This window comes from Vibrio sp. dhg (assembly GCF_003443775.1).
Classification (GTDB): domain Bacteria; phylum Pseudomonadota; class Gammaproteobacteria; order Enterobacterales; family Vibrionaceae; genus Vibrio; species Vibrio natriegens.
On the sequence record NZ_CP028943.1, the window covers coordinates 2634186 to 2653569 of the forward strand.

Annotated in this window: 13 protein-coding genes; 5 read left to right on the top strand and 8 right to left on the bottom strand. The window is 46.3% G+C overall.

Features of this window, described 5'->3' with window-relative positions; genetic code table 11:
- Positions 1-15 precede the first annotated feature (15 nt).
- Together DBX26_RS12145 and DBX26_RS12150 are read left to right on the top strand one after the other, a co-directional pair.
- Entirely contained in the window at positions 16-2424 is a 2409-nt protein-coding gene (locus tag DBX26_RS12145) for a N,N'-diacetylchitobiose phosphorylase (RefSeq protein ID WP_118119323.1), read from the top strand.
- 122 nt (positions 2425-2546) lie between these two features.
- On the top strand, positions 2547-3959 hold the full coding sequence (locus DBX26_RS12150; protein ID WP_118119325.1) for a phosphoglucomutase/phosphomannomutase family protein: 1413 nt from the start codon (positions 2547-2549) through the stop codon (positions 3957-3959).
- A 105-nt stretch (positions 3960-4064) separates the two neighbouring features.
- Here the strand turns inward: DBX26_RS12150 and DBX26_RS12155 are convergent, their stop codons facing one another.
- The 6 genes from DBX26_RS12155 to DBX26_RS12180 form a co-directional block, all read right to left on the bottom strand.
- Positions 4065-5096 (bottom strand): ABC transporter ATP-binding protein, encoded by a 1032-nt coding sequence (locus DBX26_RS12155; RefSeq protein ID WP_020333924.1) that lies wholly within the window; start codon positions 5094-5096, stop codon positions 4065-4067.
- A complete protein-coding gene (locus tag DBX26_RS12160) occupies positions 5096-6721 on the bottom strand; it encodes an iron ABC transporter permease (RefSeq protein WP_118119327.1) in 1626 nt (541 codons plus the stop codon). The genes DBX26_RS12155 and DBX26_RS12160 overlap by 1 nt, the downstream gene beginning before the upstream one ends.
- 191 nt (positions 6722-6912) lie before the next feature.
- Positions 6913-7926 (bottom strand): Fe(3+) ABC transporter substrate-binding protein, encoded by a 1014-nt coding sequence (locus DBX26_RS12165; RefSeq protein ID WP_014232921.1) that lies wholly within the window; start codon positions 7924-7926, stop codon positions 6913-6915.
- 154 nt (positions 7927-8080) lie between these two features.
- On the bottom strand, positions 8081-9310 hold the full coding sequence (locus DBX26_RS12170; protein WP_014232922.1) for an ammonium transporter: 1230 nt from the start codon (positions 9308-9310) through the stop codon (positions 8081-8083).
- Positions 9311-9338: 28 nt separating this feature from the next.
- On the bottom strand, positions 9339-9677 hold the full coding sequence (locus DBX26_RS12175) for a P-II family nitrogen regulator (protein ID WP_005386570.1): 339 nt from the start codon (positions 9675-9677) through the stop codon (positions 9339-9341).
- Positions 9678-9866: 189 nt separating this feature from the next.
- Entirely contained in the window at positions 9867-10235 is a 369-nt protein-coding gene (locus DBX26_RS12180; protein WP_014232923.1) for a YacL family protein, read from the bottom strand.
- A 119-nt stretch (positions 10236-10354) separates the two neighbouring features.
- Here DBX26_RS12180 and DBX26_RS12185 point away from each other — a divergent pair, with 119 nt between their 5' ends.
- From DBX26_RS12185 to DBX26_RS12195, 3 genes are all read left to right on the top strand, one after another.
- A complete protein-coding gene (locus tag DBX26_RS12185; protein ID WP_118119328.1) occupies positions 10355-11530 on the top strand; it encodes a sugar diacid recognition domain-containing protein in 1176 nt (391 codons plus the stop codon).
- 102 nt (positions 11531-11632) lie between these two features.
- A complete protein-coding gene (locus tag DBX26_RS12190) occupies positions 11633-12898 on the top strand; it encodes a GntP family permease (protein WP_020333928.1) in 1266 nt (421 codons plus the stop codon).
- 15 nt (positions 12899-12913) lie between these two features.
- On the top strand, positions 12914-14047 hold the full coding sequence (locus DBX26_RS12195) for a glycerate kinase (RefSeq protein ID WP_118119330.1): 1134 nt from the start codon (positions 12914-12916) through the stop codon (positions 14045-14047).
- 76 nt (positions 14048-14123) lie between these two features.
- Here DBX26_RS12195 and acnB read toward each other — a convergent pair whose 3' ends face one another.
- Complete coding sequence (gene acnB, locus DBX26_RS12200; RefSeq protein ID WP_065300173.1) at positions 14124-16721, bottom strand: bifunctional aconitate hydratase 2/2-methylisocitrate dehydratase; 2598 nt, start codon at positions 16719-16721, stop codon at positions 14124-14126.
- Between the two features lie 267 nt (positions 16722-16988).
- Entirely contained in the window at positions 16989-19307 is a 2319-nt protein-coding gene (locus DBX26_RS12205) for a patatin-like phospholipase family protein (RefSeq protein ID WP_118119332.1), read from the bottom strand.
- Between the last annotated feature and the right edge of the window lie 77 nt (positions 19308-19384).

Consider the following 19384-nt stretch of genomic DNA (forward strand, 5'->3'; position numbering starts at 1 on the left):
AAAGGAACGACACAAATGAAATACGGCTATTTCGATAACGAAAATCGTGAATATGTCATTACCCGTCCAGATGTACCTGCTCCTTGGACTAACTATCTGGGTACTGAAAAGTTCTGTACGGTTATTTCACACAATGCAGGTGGCTACTCATTCTACAACTCACCAGAATACAACCGTGTAACCAAATTCCGTCCCAATGCGACCTTTGATCGCCCGGGACATTATGTTTACCTGAGAGATGACGAAACGGGTGATTACTGGTCTATTTCTTGGCAACCTGTAGCAAAAAGCCTTGATGAAGCGAACTACGAAGTTCGCCACGGTTTGTCATACTCTAAATTTAAGTGTGAATACAGCGGCATTACTGCAACGAAAACGCTATTCGTACCAAAAGGTGAAGATGCCGAAATTTGGGACGTGGTCATCAAGAACACCTCTGACAAACCACGCACCATCAGTACTTTCTCATTTGTTGAGTTCTCTTTCAGTCACATTCAGTCAGACAACCAAAACCATCAAATGTCTCTGTATTCTGCAGGAACGGAATACAAACAAGGCGTTATCGAATACGACCTTTACTACAACACGAACGATTTTGAAGGCTTCTACTACTTAGCTTCTACGTTTGATCCTGACTCTTACGACGGCCAGCGTGACAGCTTCCTGGGGCTATACCGTGACGAAGCAAACCCACTTGCGGTAGAACAAGGCAAGTGCTTTAACACCGCACAAACCTGTTACAACCACTGTGGTTCTCTGCATAAGCAATTTACTATCCAACCAGGTGAAGAAGTTCGCTTCGCTTACATCCTAGGTATCGGTAAAGGCAATGGTGAGCGTCTGCGCACTAAATACCAAGACCGAGCAGAAGTAGATAACGCGTTTGCTGGCATCAAAGCACACTGGGATGAGCGTTGTGGCAAATTCCAAGTAAAATCACCAAACGAAGGTCTGGATACCATGATCAACGCTTGGACGCTATACCAAGCAGAGACGTGTGTGGTTTGGTCTCGTTTTGCTTCTTTCATCGAAGTTGGCGGTCGTACGGGCCTTGGCTACCGTGATACGGCACAAGATGCGATTTCGGTGCCTCATGCTAACCCACAAATGACACGCAAACGCATTGTTGATCTTCTGCGTGGCCAAGTTAAAGCCGGTTACGGTCTACACCTGTTTGATCCTGATTGGTTCGATCCAGAGAAAGCGGATGTGAAACCATCTAAGTCACCAACAGTGGTTCCGACTCCGTCTGACGAAGACAAGATTCACGGCATTGAGGACACCTGTTCTGATGACCATCTATGGTTAGTGCCAACCATCTGTAAATATGTGATGGAAACAGGCGAGCACAGCTTCTTTGATGAAGTTATCCCTTACGCAGATGGCGGCGATGCATCGGTTTATGAGCACATGAAAGCAGCGTTAGACTTCTCTGCTGAATACGTGGGCCAGACAGGGATCTGTAAAGGACTACGCGCAGACTGGAACGACTGTCTCAACCTAGGTGGTGGTGAATCATCAATGGTGTCTTTCCTACATTTCTGGGCACTACAGGAATTCATCGATCTGGCAAAATTCCTAGGCAAAGACGCCGACGTTGAGAAATATACAGAGATGGCGGCCAACGTTCGCGAAGCATGTGAAACCCACCTTTGGGACGAAGAAGGCGGTTGGTACATCCGTGGCCTAACGAAAAACGGTGACAAGATCGGTACTGCGCAGCAAAAAGAAGGCCGCGTACACCTTGAGTCAAACACACTAGCAGTTCTGTCTGGTGCGGTATCTCAAGAACGTGGCGAAAAGGCAATGGACGCGGTAGACGAGAACCTGTTCTCTGAATACGGCTTGCACCTGAACTCGCCATCATTCGCAACACCAAACGACGATATCGGATTCGTGACACGTGTATACCAAGGTGTGAAAGAAAACGGCGCTATTTTCTCACATCCAAACCCTTGGGCGTGGGTAGCAGAAGCGAAACTCGGTCGCGGTGACCGTGCAATGAAGTTCTACGATGCACTCAACCCATACAACCAAAACGACATCATCGAAAAACGTGTTGCAGAACCTTACTCATACGTTCAGTTCATCATGGGGCGCGATCATCAGGATCACGGTCGTGCTAACCACCCTTGGCTAACGGGTACCTCTGGCTGGGCTTACTTTGCGGTCACAAACTTCATTCTCGGTGTTCGTACTGGTTTTGATGGATTAACTATCGACCCATGTATTCCAACCAACTGGCCAGGTTTTGAAGTGACGCGCCAATGGCTGGGAGCGACTTACAAAATTAAAGTGGTAAACCCTGACACGGTAAGCAAAGGCGTGAAGTCGATCACTCTGAACGGTGAAGCTGTGAATGGAACATCAGTACCAGTGCAACCTGAAGGCTCAGTAAACGATGTGATCGTTACCCTAGGTTAACTCGCTTTGGGGAAACGTTCCCCTTTTAATTTTTCCGGTGTACTTGGCTCTTACTGGGTACACCGGTTCGCTAGCAAATAAATAAGGTACGGCACGTTACCGTTCTTATTGAGGATCGAATCATGATCAAATTTGGTACAGGTGGCTGGCGCGCATTCATTGGTGAAGAATTCACTAAAGAGAATGTACGCTTGGTTGCTCAAGCAGTCGCAAACATCACCAATGCAGAATCTGTCGCGGAACGCGGCTTTGTGATTGGCTATGATCGCCGCTTTCTTTCTGACAAAGCAGGCCGCTGGTTCGCTGAGGTACTGGCAGCAAATGGCATTGTCGTCAGCTTCATCGATAAGTTTGTCCCAACGCCGATTGTTATGTTCAAAGCGAAAGAAATGAACTGCGCTTACTCAGCATGCATCACGGCTTCGCATAACCCCGCCGACTACAACGGGATTAAAGTCTTTATCGAAGGCGGTCGCGACGCGGATGAAATCATCACCCAGAAGATTGAAGATCAAATCGCCACGCTCACAGCAAGCGATGTGAAAAGCGTCGACTTTGAACAGGCTATCGATGATCACTTAATTGAAGTCATTAACCCGATGAACGAATTCGTGGATTCAATCATCAACTTTATCGATATAGAAGCGATCAAAAAAGCCAATCTCCGTGTGCTTGTCGATCCAATGTTTGGTGTGGCGAAGAATGCGCTACAGACTGTGTTGATCAATGGTCGTTGTGATGTGGATGTCATCAACGATGGTAAAAACCCAGATTTTGGTGGCTTAATGCCATCACCAAGTGCAGCTACGCTTTACCGTTTGATGCACTTAGTCGAGGAACAAGGTTACGACATTGGTATCGGCACTGATGGTGATGCTGACCGTTTGGGCATTATCGATGAAAAAGGGAATTTCATTCATCCCAACGAAGTGCTGCTCTTATTGTATTACTACTTACTGGAATACAAAGGCTGGAAAGGCTCAGTAGTACGTAACATCGCAACCACTCACCTGCTCGATAAAATCGCACAAGATCACGGTGAAAAGTGCTTTGAGGTACCAGTAGGCTTTAAGCACATCAGCTCTCAAATGGAAGCAGATGACTCGTTGATCGGCGGGGAAAGTTCAGGTGGTTTAACCATTCGTGGCCATATAAAAGGCAAAGATGGGGTGTTTGCTTCCAGCTTGTTAGTAGAAATGATTTCCGTTACCGGTAAGAAGCTATCCGAGCTATTAGATGAAATCTACAGTAAGTATGGCTATGCCTATATGGCTGAAGGTGATTGCAAGTTCAAACCTGGGCAAAAAGAAGCGTTATTCAACAAGATTTATGTTGATAAACAGTTACCTGAGTTTGAATTTGAAATCGAAAAAGTCAGCTACGAAGATGGCGCAAAAGTCTACTTTAAGAACGGTGGATGGATTATTGCTCGCTTCTCTGGTACTGAGCCGCTATTGCGTATATTTGCCGAAATGGAAGATAAAGATACTGCGGAACGTGTTCTTCAACAGTTTAAAGACTTCTTGTCTCTTTAACCTGAACTTGTCTGGCTTCAAGTTGCTGGCAGTCACTTAAGTCGCAAGTAGAGGAACACTTGCCCGGCATCACCGCCGGGCCTTTTTATTTCTGGAATAAAAACGTTAAGCAAACGCCAATACACCCTGAGTATCGATTTTTACTGCAACGCTGTCACCTACATTCAAAGCCTGCACGGAAGTAGCCAGCAATCTGTCTCCGTTCACATCAATCACATAGCGGCAGTGATCACCCATAAAGTGTTGCTCCAGCACTTTCACGGCGCTTTCTTCATCGGCCTGAACCTGAACATGTTGGGGACGAAGTAGTAACGCACATTCTTCCTGCAATTGAATGTCCTGTTGAGCACTTGCTTCTATCACACCCAGATGCGTCTCAAACTCGCCTTGTGACACTCTGGTTGCAGCCAGATAGCTACCACCGCCCAGGAAATCAGCGACAAATTTGCTCGAAGGCTGGTAATACAACTCTGAAGCTGTTCCATACTGCTCAATAATGCCATTGTTCATCACGGCCATCTTGTCTGAAAAGGCAAAAGCCTCCTCTCGACTGTGAGTCACGAAAATCGCAGTTACACCTTGCTGCTTAAAAATTTTACGGATCTCGCGAATCAGCTCGTGACGCACTTGAGTATCAATGTTGGAAAACGGCTCATCCAATAACAGCAAATCAGGTTTGTAAGCCAAAGAACGGGCAATAGCCACACGTTGCTGCTGACCACCTGACAGCTGATGAGGATAGCGATCCCCATAGCCTTTTAAGTGAACCAACCCCAACATCTCTTCCACTTTCAAAAGCTTCTGTTGGGCCGTTTCATTCTTCAGACCAAAAGCGATATTCTCAGCCACAGTAAGGTGCGGAAATAACGCATAGTCTTGAAAGATCATACCAATATTGCGCTGTTCTGGCGGTAACCAATTCTCACCATCATCAATAATCAAGCTGTTGAGACTCATTTGCCCAGAAGACAAAGGCAGCAATCCCGCTACCGCTTTTAGTAATGTCGTTTTACCACAGCCACTAGCACCCAACAGACACACAATCTGGCCTTGCTCAACCTCAAGAGATAATGACTCTAAAACCGTTTGGTCATCGTAGTGGCAGGTCAGGTTTTTAATTGATAATGCGCAGCTCATTAGTGATTTTGCTCCAGTGAACGGTTAACGACAACAAGTGGGATCAACCCAACAAAAACCAACAACACAGCCGGTAAAGCTGCCAACTCTAAGTGCTCGTCCGAAGCAAAGTTATAAACGTAGGTTGCCAGTGTTTCAAAGTTGAACGGGCGCAAAAGAAGAGCCGCATTGAGCTCTTTCATCGACTCGATAAAAACTAACAGAGCAGCGATAAGTGCGCCACGCTTAACCAGCGGAAAGTGAACACGCCATAACATGGAATTTGGTGTGCAACCCATGGTGCGTGATGCCATGTCCAAGGACGGGGAGATTTTGTTTAAGTTACTTTCGATACTGCCAATGGCAACGGCGGAGAAACGCACAACCATGGCAAAAATAATGGCAAACATTGAGCCTGAAAATATTAGCCCAGGTCTGCCCCACTCCATTGCTTTGGCAACATCATTGATGCGGTGATCCATAAATAAAACGGCCACCATCACACCAATCGCGAGTACCGTACCGGGCACCGCATAACCCATAGAAGATAAGCGTATAAAGGTAAGCGTTGTCCTCTTGCCATTGACTCGGTAAGTAAAATTCACCACCAGAGCAACAACAACACCAATGATTGCTGCGATAACCGACACGACCAGACTATTCCAGGCATACTCACGGAATTGTGGCGTCCAACTTTGCGCAAAGTAAGTAATTGAGTAATCAACCAACTGCATTAGCGGCAGGATAAATGCGATTAAAACCAGTCCCCAACACCAAATCAGTGCTGCCCATTTTTTCCAGCCCTTCAATTCATAACGAAAATCTTCGTGGCTGTTGAACTGGCTTTGAAATAGTTTCTGCTTTCTTCGGCTGTAACGCTCTGTGCTTAATAGCAGCACGACGATCACCAGCATGATAGCGGAAATTTTGGCCGCAGCATTAAGGTTAGAGTACCCAAGCCAAGTATCGTATACCGCGGTTGTTAACGTATTAACGGCAAAGTAGCTGACAGTGCCAAAGTCGCCGATGGTCTCCATTGCAACCAATGATAAGCCGACAGCCATTGAAGGACGAGCCAAAGGAAGAGAAATACGTCTGAAGCTTTCCCATGGTGAGCATTTAAGAAGACGCGCACTTTGCAACAGTGACACGTTTTGTTCCATGAATGCAGCTCGACAGAGCAGATAAATATATGGATACAAAACCAGGGCCAGCACAAACGTTGCTCCGGACAAAGTACGAATATCCGGGAACCAGTACTCTTTGGGGCCCCATCCGGTTAAATCACGTAAAAAGATTTGTATCGGACCGGCAAAATCGAACCAATCGGTAAAAATATACCCGATGATGTATCCCGGCATCGCTAACGGTAAAACCAGTGCCCACTGCAGCCATTTTTCGGTAGGCAGCTTACACATCGCCATAAACCAGGCACACGGAATACCAAAGACGAGAGACAACACCATCACACCTATGGTTAGCGTAATAGTGTTATAGATATAGGTAGGCATAACTGTCGCCATAAGGTGCGCAAACAGCTCATCCGTATCACCAACGGCGGTGTAGAAGATCGCTAAGATCGGTAAAACCAGTAGCAAAGCCAACGCTCCGCTACTGGTTTTCCATATATAATTCTTTTCTTTCATTGCCTAATTACAGCCAGGCTGAGTGAGAGATAAATGCACCTGCAAATACATCTCATATCCTTTTAATTAATTAGGGCTAGTTATACCCTTATAAACAAACAACCTCAAGTAGCCCTGATAAAAGAGCGACTTGAGGCTGTAAATTTATCATCGGTGGTTCAACTTCTCACCGACTGATATCAAGCGAACGATTAAAGATCGAACTTAACTTCGTCTAGTAGCTTGATCGCAGCTTCGTGGTGATCAGCAATCTCATCTAGAGAAAGAGTATCTGCTTTAAATTCACCCCAAGATGCTACTAGCTCAGAAGGCTTAACGTCAGCTTTCACTGGGTATTCAAAGTTCACTTCTGCGTACATGCTTTGCGCTTTGTCGCCCGCTAGGAACTCCATAAGCTTAAGTGCGTTTTCTTTGTTCGGCGCGTACTTAGCCATCGCCATACCAGAGATATTTACGTGAGTACCAGTCGTTTCTTGGTTAGGGAAGTTGATGTATACAGAATCAGCCCAAGCTTTCTGCTCTTTGTCGTTAACCATCTTGCCTAAGTAGTAGCTGTTACCCAGAGAAACGTCACATAGACCTTCTTTGATCGCTTTAACTTGGCCACGGTCATTACCTTGAGGTTTACGAGCAAGGTTAGCTTTCACGCCTTCTAGCCATTCTTTTGTCGCCGCTTCACCCTGGTGAGCGATCATAGAAGAAACGAGAGATACGTTGTATGGGTGCTTACCGCTACGAGTACAGATCTTGCCTTTAAATTCTGGCTTAGCCAGGTCAGCGTAAGTGAAGTCTTTACCTAGTTTACCTACACGGTCACGAGAAGAGTATACGCTGCGAGTACGAGTCGTCAGAGCAAACCACTCGTTTGCTGAATCTTGGTATTGAGCTGGGATGTTCTTCTCTAGAACTGGACTATCCACTGGCTGAACTACACCTTTCTGGGTTAGCTCTGCTAGACGTGCGATATCAACAGTTAGAAGCACGTCAGCTGGGCTGTATTCACCTTCTTGAACCAGCTTTTCTGCAATACCTGTCTTAGCAAACTTAACGTTTACTTTGATGCCTGTCTCTTTTGTGAACTCATTAAACATAGGCTCAACCAAGAACGGCTGACGGTATGAGTATACGTTTACTTCTTCAGCAGCCATGGCTGTTGGAGCAAGTGTTGCACAAGCTAAAGCAGAAAGAGTTAGCACTTTTTTCATGGATCAATCCTTTAAGTATTCGTAATGATAACGTTTATCAGTTGCGTTATTATATTTATCTTCAATAGTAAAACAATGATCGATACAAAAAAACCTGCCAATAGTGGCAGGTTTTTCATTATGTGAAGTGTAACAATATGCTACATGGTAAATTTTATTTCGCTGTGACGAACTCTGGATATGCACCTACACCACAGTCGTGCATGTCCATGCCTTCCATCTCTTCTTCTTCGCTTACACGGATGCCTACTGTTGCTTTCAAGATTGCCCAAACAACCAAACTTGCACCGAATACCCAAGCAAAGATAACTGCTGCACCTAGAAGCTGAGCACCGAATGTCGCGTCACCGTTGCTTAGAGGAACAACCATTAGGCCGAAGAAACCACATACACCGTGTACTGAAATCGCGCCAACTGGATCATCAATTTTAAGTTTATCAAGACCAATGATGCTGAATACTACGATTGCACCTGCTACTGCGCCGATTGCAACTGCGTAAAGTGGTGATGGTGATAGTGGATCCGCTGTGATTGCAACCAGACCAGCCAATGCACCGTTTAGGATCATAGTTAGGTCAGCTTTGCCCCAAGTTGTCTTACATACAAACAGTGCTGCAATAGAACCCGCTGCCGCTGCTGCGTTCGTGTTTAGGAAAATTTGACCAACCGCGGTTGCGTTCTCGAAGTCAGAGACCATTAGCTGAGAACCACCGTTAAAACCAAACCAGCCAAACCATAGGATGAATGTACCTAGCGTTGCTAGAGGCATATTTGAACCTGGGATTGGGTGGATTTCACCATTTTTACCGTATTTACCTTTACGAGCGCCCAGTAGCAAAACACCAGCTAGTGCAGCAGAAGCACCTGCCATGTGTACAATACCTGAGCCAGCAAAGTCACTAAAGCCCGCTTCTGATAGGAAACCGCCGCCCCAAGTCCAGTAGCCTTCCATTGGGTAGATGAATGCAGTCAAGATTGCAGAAAAGATCAGGAATGACCATAGCTTCATACGCTCAGCAACTGCACCTGAAACTACAGACATCGCTGTCGCAACAAATACTACCTGGAAGAAAAAGTCTGATTCTAGTGAATGGTCTGCACCTTCACCTTGAGAACCAATAAGGGCACCTAGTGATGGTAACCAACCACCTTCGCCGTTATCAACGTACATGATGTTGTAACCAACGACTAAGTAAGTCGTACAAGCAATCGCGTACAGACAAAAGTTTTTAGTCAAAATTTCTGTTGTGTTTTTAGAGCGAACGAGGCCTGCTTCAAGCATGGCAAAGCCCGCTGCCATCCACATGACCAATGCACCGGAAATGAGGAAGAAAAAAGTGTCTAGTGCGTAACGTAACTCTGTTACTGTTGTTGCTAATTCCATAATAGTGTCTCCAATCCCTTGAATACTTTTAAAGTGCTTCTGCGTCCATTTCACCGGTACGGATGCGAACAGCTTGATTCAGGTCGTATACAAAAATTTTACCGTCACCAATTTTTCCTGTTTGCGCCGCTTTTGTGATGGCTTCTACCACACGATCGACATTATCTGCATGAGTTGCGATTTCTATTTTTACTTTTGGTAGAAAGTCCACTTGGTACTCTGCGCCGCGGTACAACTCTGTGTGACCTTTTTGGCGACCAAAACCTTTAACCTCTGATACCGTCATACCTTCGATGCCTACGTCAGCCAACGCTTCACGTACATCGTCTAACTTAAATGGCTTTATAATGGCATTGATTATTTTCATTAAATTCTCTCCGAAGCATTCATCCTGAAACACTTCTAATAATCCAATCTACGTGCCAAGTTTTTAAGTTATTGATTTAAAGGAATTAAAGGCTATTGGTTACAATACAAACAAAAAAAGTCGCACCATAACAGTGCGCCTCTTTCCCAAATATAAAGCAAGCTACAATTGATTACCCAAAATTGTGCATTAAATGTTCAAAAACTCTTTCCATTGCTCTATAAGAGTCATAAAGTCTTCGAGACCACAGCTAGCGGTGCTTTCACAGTCGTACAATTCGAACTCGCTGTCTTTGTCTTGTTCATAATGATGCAGCAATGCATTATCTTGTACCGTTACTTCATCACCACAAATCATCAAACTGATTTCTCTTCCCAAAAGCGAATACTCTTGAGTTGGTTTACTGATAGCCGAAGAAATAAGCGCATCTACTTCTGCGATATGATGGCGTTCCTTACCAATTTCTTCTTGTAACCAACGCCCGATAATTTCGTGCTCCATTGAGCAGTGACAATAGTAACTACCATCTAAGGTGTTTTTCTTAAATTCGTAGTCCATCCTATTTCCTTCATTTATCTTAACTGACAATAATATAAGTAAAATCAATACTTATACTCTTTATTATCAGTTAATATGCCTCGCTAAACCACCACTAGAGCTGGGTTTATAAAACGAGTATGCAGTTAAACGAAAACATTGCCCGACAAATCGTTGAGCGAACAATGACAATCATCTCTCATTCGGTCAACGTCATGGATGAAAAGGGGCGTATTATTGGCTCAGGTGACAGTGCTCGCTTACAACAAAAACATGAAGGCGCTGTTCTCGCAATCAATGAGCGACGTATTGTCGAGATCAATCAGGCCGCGGTTAATAACCTCAAAGGCGTCAAACCCGGAATTAATCTGCCAATTATCTATCGTAATCAGGTAATCGGGGCTATTGGTATATCCGGTGCACCAGAGGAGGTTCACCATTATGGTGAGCTGGTGAAAATGACAGCAGAGTTGATCATCGAACAAGCCGCTCTCATGTCACAAATTGAATGGAACAAACGTCACCGGGAAGAACTTGTTCTTCAGCTCATACAAGGTTCAACTTTAAATGATAATCAACTGACCTCGATCGCAGAGCGTCTTGATCTCGATCTGTCTCAACCAAGAATTGCTGCGGTAGTCAAAGTAATACCGAGTAATGATAAGCCAATGCTGCTGGAGCACTTGCAGCAGCTGGTACACCTGCTCGAGTATCCAGAGCGCGATAACTTAGTCGGAATCATTTCCGTATCAGAGCTTGAAGTCGTCGTGCTCAAACCTATCACGTTAACGGTAAACGGTTGGTCGAAAGAGAACGAAATCAAGAGCGCAAACCAATTGTTACGTCGGGTAAAAACGCAAGGTAAGTTTAAAATCCGGATTACGCTGGGTGATTACTTCCCTTCTCTGCAAGGTTTAGCCCAGTCTTATCAAACGGCCAAACGCACCATGGAGTTGACGCAAAACCAGCCTGGACAAGTCTTCTTCTGTCAGGACTACCGCATTCCGGTACTACTCAGCGCGGTAAAAAATGAACCCTGGCAACTACAGCAATTATGTCAGCCGTATCAATTGCTGCAACAGAGTGATTCCAAAGGCACTCTCATAAAGACGCTCAAGGTGTATTTCGAACAAAATTGCGATGCACATCAAACCTGTTGCACTCTTCATATTCACCGTAACACTCTGCGCTATCGCCTTGATAAGATCTCACAAATAACATCTTTAGATATCAACAGCTTAGATTCGATAATTCAACTATATCTTGGGTCTTCGTTTAGCCACTTGAAAAACGAAAAATATGCAGACGCACAGTAATTGAGTTGTTTTTTAAAAGAAAGATTGTTTCATCGTCCAAAGACTGACTGAATCGTGCCTTTTATATTGGCCAGACTAAATCACTAGCTTGGGTAATATAAAATGATTGAAGTCTCTACTCTTGGAGCTTTGGCCGCATTAATTGTGGCGATATCTCTAATTCTAAAGAAAGTCCCACCAGCGTACGGCATGATCATCGGTGCCTTAATTGGTGGCGTCGTTGGTGGTGTATCACTGACGGACACCGTTTCTCTGATGATTGGTGGGGCTCAAGGTATCGTGACAGCGGTACTTCGTATTCTGGCTGCCGGCGTATTAGCTGGTGTGCTGATAGAATCTGGCGCGGCAACTTCTATCGCAGAAACGATTGTCAAAAAAGTAGGCGAAACTCGCGCACTACTAGCGCTGGCGCTAGCGACTCTCATTTTAACCTCCGTTGGTGTATTCGTTGATGTTGCCGTTATTACAGTTTCTCCCATTGCTTTAGCTATTGCCCAGCGTGCTTGCATTTCTAAAACTGCGATACTATTGGCGATGGTTGGCGGTGGTAAAGCCGGTAACGTGATGTCACCAAATCCAAATGCCATCGCAGCCGCTGATGCCTTTGACGTACCACTGACTTCCGTAATGCTTGCTGGCGTTGTCCCCGGCCTGTTTGGTCTTGCGCTCGCTTACTTTTTAGCTAAGCGTCTAAGTAATAAAGGAAGCATGGTACAAGCAAGCGAAGTGGTTTCTGTTGACCGCAAAAAATTACCAACCTTTGGTGCTGCTATCGTCGCTCCACTTGTGGCTATCGCGCTACTGGCACTGCGCCCAATCGCTGGTATTAACGTTGACCCTCTTATCGCTTTGCCTCTTGGTGGCCTGATCGGCACGGTTGTCATGGGGCGTTTTAACGACACCAACCACTTTGCCGTATCAGGTCTAACCCGTATGGCTCCTGTCGCTGTCATGCTATTGGGTACTGGCACACTCGCAGGCATCATCGCTAACTCTGGTCTTAAAGGAGGCCTGATTGAAGTCCTCACTGCTTCAGGTCTGCCATCATACTTACTTGCTCCAATTTCTGGTGCAATGATGTCACTGGCTACCGCTTCGACAACCGCTGGTACAGCAGTAGCAGCGAGCGTATTTAGCCACACAATTCTTGAGCTTGGTGTCCCTGCACTGGCAGGCGCAGCAATGATTCACTCTGGTGCAACCGTACTTGATCACATGCCTCATGGCAGCTTCTTCCACGCAACAGGTGGTGCACTCAACATGGATATCCGAGAGCGTCTGAAGCTTATTCCTTATGAGTCAGCGGTTGGTCTGATGATCGCGTTTGTCTCTACCATGATGTTTGGTGTGTTTGGTTTATTTGTTTAAGGCTTAGGTATCACTATGAAAATTGTTATTGCTCCGGATTCTTATAAAGAAAGTCTAAGCGCGATGGAAGTTGCAATCTCTATCGAGCAAGGGTTTAAACACGTCCTGCCAAATGCAGAGTACATCAAACTGCCAATGGCTGATGGCGGTGAAGGCACCGTTCAATCTCTTGTTGATGCCACGGGTGGCGAAATAGTTGAGCACTCAGTAACAGGCCCACTTGGCGAACCTGTTTCTGGCTTCTATGGACTACTGGGAGATGGCAAAACAGCGATCATCGAAATGGCGGCCGCATCTGGTTTGCACTTGGTCGATCCAGATAAACGTAACCCAATGATTACCACAACGTTTGGTACTGGTGAGCTGATCAAAGCGGTGCTAGATAAAGGTGTCGAGCACATCATCGTCGGTATTGGCGGCAGCGCGACTAATGATGGGGGGTTAGGCATGGCGCAAGCACTAGGTATTCGCCTTCTGGACGAGAATCATGAACCACTTGGCTTTGGTGGTGGCGAGCTTTCCAAACTTCACCGTATCAATATGCGAGGTCTCGATCCCCGACTTGCACAAGTGCGCTTGGAGGTAGCGTGTGATGTAGACAATCCTCTGTGCGGGCCTCAAGGTGCATCACAAGTGTTTGGCCCGCAAAAAGGCGCGACGCCTGACATGGTTGAGCAGCTCGATCGAAACCTGGCACACTACGCAAGCGTAATCAAAGCGCAACTAGGCCAAGATGTTCTCACACGTCCAGGCGCTGGCGCTGCGGGAGGTTTAGGCGCGGCCCTAATGGGCCTGCTTAATGCGGAACTGCGCCCTGGAATTGAGATCGTAATGGATGCGGTTAATCTGGACGAAATCGTCGAAGGTGCAGATCTTGTCATCACGGGTGAAGGTCGTATTGACAGTCAAACCATTCATGGCAAAACGCCTATTGGTGTCGCTCGTGTGGCCAATAAACATTTTGTGCCAGTGATCGGTATCGCGGGCAGTTTGTCTCACGATTGTGGCGTCGTTCATGAGCATGGTATTGATGCAGTTTTTTCGATTGTAAACCGCTCGGTAGACCTGCCAACAGCATTCGCTGAAGCAGCACAGAACATTGAACTAACCGCACGCAATGTCGCAGCGATGTTGCAGTTAAAGCTTTAAAAGATAGATTTTCCCTAAGTCGTTTAACAAAAAAACCGCAGACACTGTCTGCGGTTTTGTATTTCACCGATAAAGCTTATGCTGGCTCTTGGAAGATAACCGTATCTGCTTTCTTAGTGTACTGATCCATCTTATGGAAGTTCAGGTAGCGGTAAGTATCCGCTGCTGTTGCGTTGATCTTCGCTGCGTACTCCAGGTACTCTTCCTTAGTTGGAATTCGGCCTAGAATTGCGCCAACTGCTGCTAGCTCAGCTGAAGACAAGTAAACATTCGCACCAGTACCCAGACGGTTCGGGAAGTTACGCGTTGAAGTAGACATTACGGTTGCTTTGTCTGCTACGCGAGCCTGGTTACCCATACATAGTGAACATCCCGGAGTTTCGATACGAACACCAGCACGGCCGTAGATACCGTAGTAACCTTCTTCCGTTAGCTGATCGCGGTCCATCTTAGTTGGCGGAGCCACCCATAGACGCGTATCTAGCTGACCACCCCATTGCTCAAGCAGTTTACCTGCAGCGCGGAAGTGACCGATGTTAGTCATACATGAACCGATGAAGACTTCGTCGATTTGTGTACCTTGAACTTCAGAAAGTAGACGAGCATCATCTGGATCGTTAGGAGCACATAGGATTGGCTCGTTGATTTCCGCCAGGTCGATCTCGATTACGTGCGCGTATTCCGCATCCGCATCCGCTTCCATTAGCTCTGGGTTATCCAACCACTCTTGCATCGCAGTGATACGACGCTCGATTGTACGACGATCGCCGTAACCTTCAGAGATCATCCACTTAAGCATAGTGATGTTCGAGTTTAGGTACTCTTCGATAGACTCTTGAGATAGCTTAACGGTACAACCTGCTGCTGAACGCTCTGCAGACGCATCTGAAAGTTCAAACGCTTGCTCAACCGTTAGGTGCTCAACACCTTCGATTTCTAGAACGCGGCCAGAGAATTCGTTGATCTTACCCGCTTTCTCAACCGTTAGTAGGCCTTGCTTGATGCCGTAGTAAGGGATTGCATGTACTAGATCACGTAGCGTGATACCAGGCTGCATTTCACCTTTGAAGCGAACCAAGATTGACTCTGGCATATCCAGTGGCATAACACCTGTTGCCGCTGCGAATGCAACCAGACCAGAACCAGCTGGGAAAGAGATACCTAGTGGGAAACGAGTATGCGAGTCACCACCTGTACCTACTGTATCAGGCAGAAGCATACGGTTTAGCCACGAGTGGATAACACCATCACCCGGACGTAGAGAAACACCGCCACGGTTCATGATGAAATCAGGAAGTGTGTGGTGCGTGTTTACGTCAACTGGTTTAGGGTACGCAGAGGTGTGACAGAAAGACTGCATTACTAGGTCAGCAGAGAAGCCAAGACACGCAAGGTCTTTAAGCTCATCACGAGTCATAGGACCCGTTGTATCCTGAGAACCAACCGTAGTCATCTTAGGCTCACAGTAAGTGCCCGGACGAACACCTTCTACGCCACATGCTTTACCAACCATCTTCTGTGCAAGCGAGTAACCTTTGCCTGTATCAGCAACGTCACCTGGTTTGCGGAAGAAATCTGCAGGCGCTAGACCTAGAGATTGGCGAGCTTTGTCAGTCAGACCACGACCGATGATCAGTGGAATACGACCGCCAGCACGTACTTCGTCGATAAGTACGTCTGTTTTCAGCTTAAATTCAGCCAGTGTTTCGCCAGTTTCGTGGTTACAAACTTTACCTTCGAATGGGTAAACGTCGATAACGTCGCCCATGTTCAGTTTCGATACGTCAACTTCGATTGGCAGTGCGCCCGCGTCTTCCATTGTGTTAAAGAAGATTGGTGCAATCTTACCACCTAGTACGTAACCACCGGCACGTTTGTTTGGAACGTTAGGGATATCATCACCCATGAACCAAAGCACTGAGTTAGTCGCAGATTTACGAGAAGAACCCGTACCTACTACGTCACCAACGTAAACCAGTTGATGACCTTTTTCTTGCAGTTCTTCGATCTGTTTGATCGGACCGATACTACCAGGTTGGTCAGGGTTGATGCCTTCACGCTCGTTTTTCAGCATTGCTAACGCGTGAACTGGGATATCTGGGCGAGACCAAGCATCTGGCGCTGGAGACAGGTCATCGGTGTTTGTTTCACCAGTAACCTTGAATACAGTAAGAGTGATTTTTTCTTGTAGCGCAGGCTTAGACTGGAACCATTCCGCGTCAGCCCAAGATTGTAGAACTTGCTGTGCATGCGCGTTGCCTGCTTTCGCTTTCTCTTCTACATCGTAGAAAGCATCGAACATAAGCAGAGTGTGAGATAGCGCTTTTGCAGCGATTGGTGCCAGAGCATCGTCGTCTAGTAGGTCTACTAGAGGTTCGATGTTGTAACCACCTTGCATAGTACCTAGCAACTGTGCCGCTTTTTCACGGCTTACTAGCGGAGAAGATACCTCACCTTTTGCTACTGCGGTCAGAAAACCAGCTTTAACATAAGCGGCTTCATCAACACCTGGTGGAATACGGTTCTCTAGTAGGTCAAGAAGGACTTCTTCTTCACCTTGAGGGGGATTTTTCAGAAGTTCCACAAGGCCAGCTACTTGCTCAGCGTCTAGTGGTTTAGGTACAACTCCTTCGGCAGCACGCTCTTCGACGTGTTTACGGTAGGCTTCAAGCACGACTTTTTCCTCTCATTGCGGTTCCTCCTTTATTATTACTATTTTTAAAGTAAAGGAGTGAACATCCTTGGAAACTTGGCTCTCCATTGCCCTTGTTTTCATTCAATTATGATTGAGAAACAGCGCCGTAGAGGCCAAACTGTGGGCCAAAGAATAGCAAATTTAACCTTCAATTAAAATCTCATCATTTTGACCAACATAGCAACTTACGACTAAAGTTCTGCTAATTTTGAACAAATATGCTTAGGTTATGCCTTCTTGTCCCGATTAATTAAACGAGGTTCCTACGATCAAATACACTGCCTCCAAGTTCTGCTCTGTACGACCGTAAGCCAACATTATAGGCCCGATTGGGGAATCGACGCCAAAGAATACTGAACCCGCATTATACAGCGGTGCTTCATCTAAATGGAGATCGTTGTCAGACCATACTCCACCATACTCCAATGAAGCGCCTATATATACCGGTGCTTCGAACAATCCGAAGTCATTATCGAACCATTTATAGCGGTAGACCAGACTGCTAAAGAATAAGTCCTGCCCAATCAGGCTATTTCTCGGAATGCCCGAAAGGTTTAAAAAGCCCCCTAACTCTCGCGGATCGAGTGGGATGGTGGAGTTTTTGCTCTCAACAAAGCTGTATTCAGCATGTCCGACTAAAGTATGACGCTGATGACTCACTGCACCTTTAAATCGGGCGGAAATTTCATACACCGTATCTTCAACCGAAGACTCGGATTCCAAGAAGTTATCACCTTCCGGACTTTTGTCATGAGAGACGAAATACTCCAAATCAACCAACAGGCCACGAGTAGGAAAAGCGAAGTCATCGAGCGTGTCTAAACGATAACTTGCAAATGCGCCAAGTCGGTCAAAATCCAGATTACCTGCCGATGCCAAAGTGGACAGTTCAATACTCCCTGTTGAGTATCGTGCGCCCAATCGTAACTCTTGCCATAAAGTGGGTTGAAGGCCAATAGAAAGCTCTGATGTAAAATCGCTGTACGACACAGGCAGGAAATCGTCCACTGCGCCAATGTCCGGGTTTTGGAAGTCACTCAGCGGCAAGTTTCGGCTTTCATTGCTGTAGGTGAGCCTTCCGGAAACGAAAAGCTGCTGGCTGGACATGACTGGCGAGTACAGTTCAGCTTCAATCAGCTTATCCGTACCCATTTCAACATTAAACGCCAGCTCTGCACCATGAGAATTTAGGTTGGTGAAATTGGTTGATAATCCGATGCCATACTGGCTGTCAGTATCAAAATCATCTTCGAGGAAAAATCGAAAGTTGAGGTAATTAGGGCCCCACGATTTTTCGTTAACGTTAAACACCAGCTGTGTGACGCCGTCTTCTTCCTCAAACTGGTAAGTAATCAGCTCAAAGCGATCAAGCGCATATAGGTTTTCAACCGCTTTTTCTATTTCTTGCGTGGGGATTTTTCGCCCTGTCTCCAAATGCAAACGGTTGGTCAACAGTACATCGCTGTAGTGCGTGTTATTGATGATCACGACCTCATCAACCACACGTTCATCACCATGGACTAAGGTTTTCCGAGCTTCTTGTTTATGGTCGATGTAACGTTGGTAATCCGCACTGGATAGACTCAAGCCTTCTAATTTCGGTGCCAACGTTTTAGTGATTTCATACCCTGACTGAAACGCCGAAGGCATTTTATCGAACTCAACGGTTTCCATTTGACCAACATTTGGACGAATGTAGATATCTTGTTCTTGGAGTGCTTCGACTTGCTCTTGAGTACTGCGACGCACAAGATAGTTGGAAAGTTGGTCGGCTACGGTAAACAGCCCGGTAAAGTCTTCTTTGGTTTTGTAATCGGTGCTGATATCTACGGCGATAACAACGTCCGCGCCCATTGCACGAGCCACATCAACCGGCATGTTATTTACTACGCCGCCATCGACCAGCATGTGACCATTTAACTGATAAGGTGGGAGCGCGCCTGGCACAGACATACTCGCCATCATCGCATCCACCAAGTAGCCATTACCAATGACGACTTCTTCAAGCTCTAAGATGTCCGTTGCGACAGAGCGATACGGAATGGCGAGTTCATCAAAGGAATCAAAACGCCCCAAATTACCCGTGCTTTCACGCAGAATACGCAGCATGTTTTGCCCTAGCACGACACCAGTTGGTGCCCTAACCTCAGTCAATCTCAGGCCAAGGTCGGTGTAAATCTGATAACGGTCTTCATACTCTTTATCACGAACTCGGCGCTGGCTTCGGTCTACACGGTCTCGATAACCGCCGTTCCAATCCACGGTGTAAATAAAGCTCTCAATCTCATCGGCGCTCATACCAGTGGCATACAAGCCACCGACGTACGCGCCCATGCTCGTTCCGGTTATGATATCGACCGGAATGTGCATCTCTTCCAGAGCTTTCAACACGCCTATATGGGCGGCACCTTTTGCACCACCACCAGCGAGAACCACTGCGATTTTAGGGCGCGATGCGGAAGTCTCTTCCTGAGCCCGGCCAACCGAAGGCGCAGCGATCAAAAAGAAGCTTACCCAAAGCGCAAAATGGCGAGTTAACGGGCTACATGACAACTTTTTGAACATTCATTTTTCCTTTATCGAATCTCTGGTCACAGGAAGCGCATTGGCTGCATTGGTCAGCCAATGCTCCCAGATTATAC

What these genes read in the sequence shown, in the direction of transcription:
- DBX26_RS12190 (WP_020333928.1), top strand. Translation starts at nt 11,633, where the DNA reads ATGATTGAAGTCTCTACTCTTGGAGCTTTGGCCGCATTAATTGTGGCG.
- DBX26_RS12170 (WP_014232922.1), bottom strand. Translation starts at nt 9,310, where the DNA reads ATGGAATTAGCAACAACAGTAACAGAGTTACGTTACGCACTAGACACT.
- DBX26_RS12160 (WP_118119327.1), bottom strand. Translation starts at nt 6,721, where the DNA reads ATGAAAGAAAAGAATTATATATGGAAAACCAGTAGCGGAGCGTTGGCT.
- DBX26_RS12155 (WP_020333924.1), bottom strand. Translation starts at nt 5,096, where the DNA reads ATGAGCTGCGCATTATCAATTAAAAACCTGACCTGCCACTACGATGAC.
- DBX26_RS12175 (WP_005386570.1), bottom strand. Translation starts at nt 9,677, where the DNA reads ATGAAAATAATCAATGCCATTATAAAGCCATTTAAGTTAGACGATGTA.
- DBX26_RS12185 (WP_118119328.1), top strand. Translation starts at nt 10,355, where the DNA reads ATGCAGTTAAACGAAAACATTGCCCGACAAATCGTTGAGCGAACAATG.
- DBX26_RS12205 (WP_118119332.1), bottom strand. Translation starts at nt 19,307, where the DNA reads ATGTTCAAAAAGTTGTCATGTAGCCCGTTAACTCGCCATTTTGCGCTT.
- DBX26_RS12150 (WP_118119325.1), top strand. Translation starts at nt 2,547, where the DNA reads ATGATCAAATTTGGTACAGGTGGCTGGCGCGCATTCATTGGTGAAGAA.
- DBX26_RS12145 (WP_118119323.1), top strand. Translation starts at nt 16, where the DNA reads ATGAAATACGGCTATTTCGATAACGAAAATCGTGAATATGTCATTACC.
- DBX26_RS12195 (WP_118119330.1), top strand. Translation starts at nt 12,914, where the DNA reads ATGAAAATTGTTATTGCTCCGGATTCTTATAAAGAAAGTCTAAGCGCG.
- DBX26_RS12180 (WP_014232923.1), bottom strand. Translation starts at nt 10,235, where the DNA reads ATGGACTACGAATTTAAGAAAAACACCTTAGATGGTAGTTACTATTGT.
- DBX26_RS12165 (WP_014232921.1), bottom strand. Translation starts at nt 7,926, where the DNA reads ATGAAAAAAGTGCTAACTCTTTCTGCTTTAGCTTGTGCAACACTTGCT.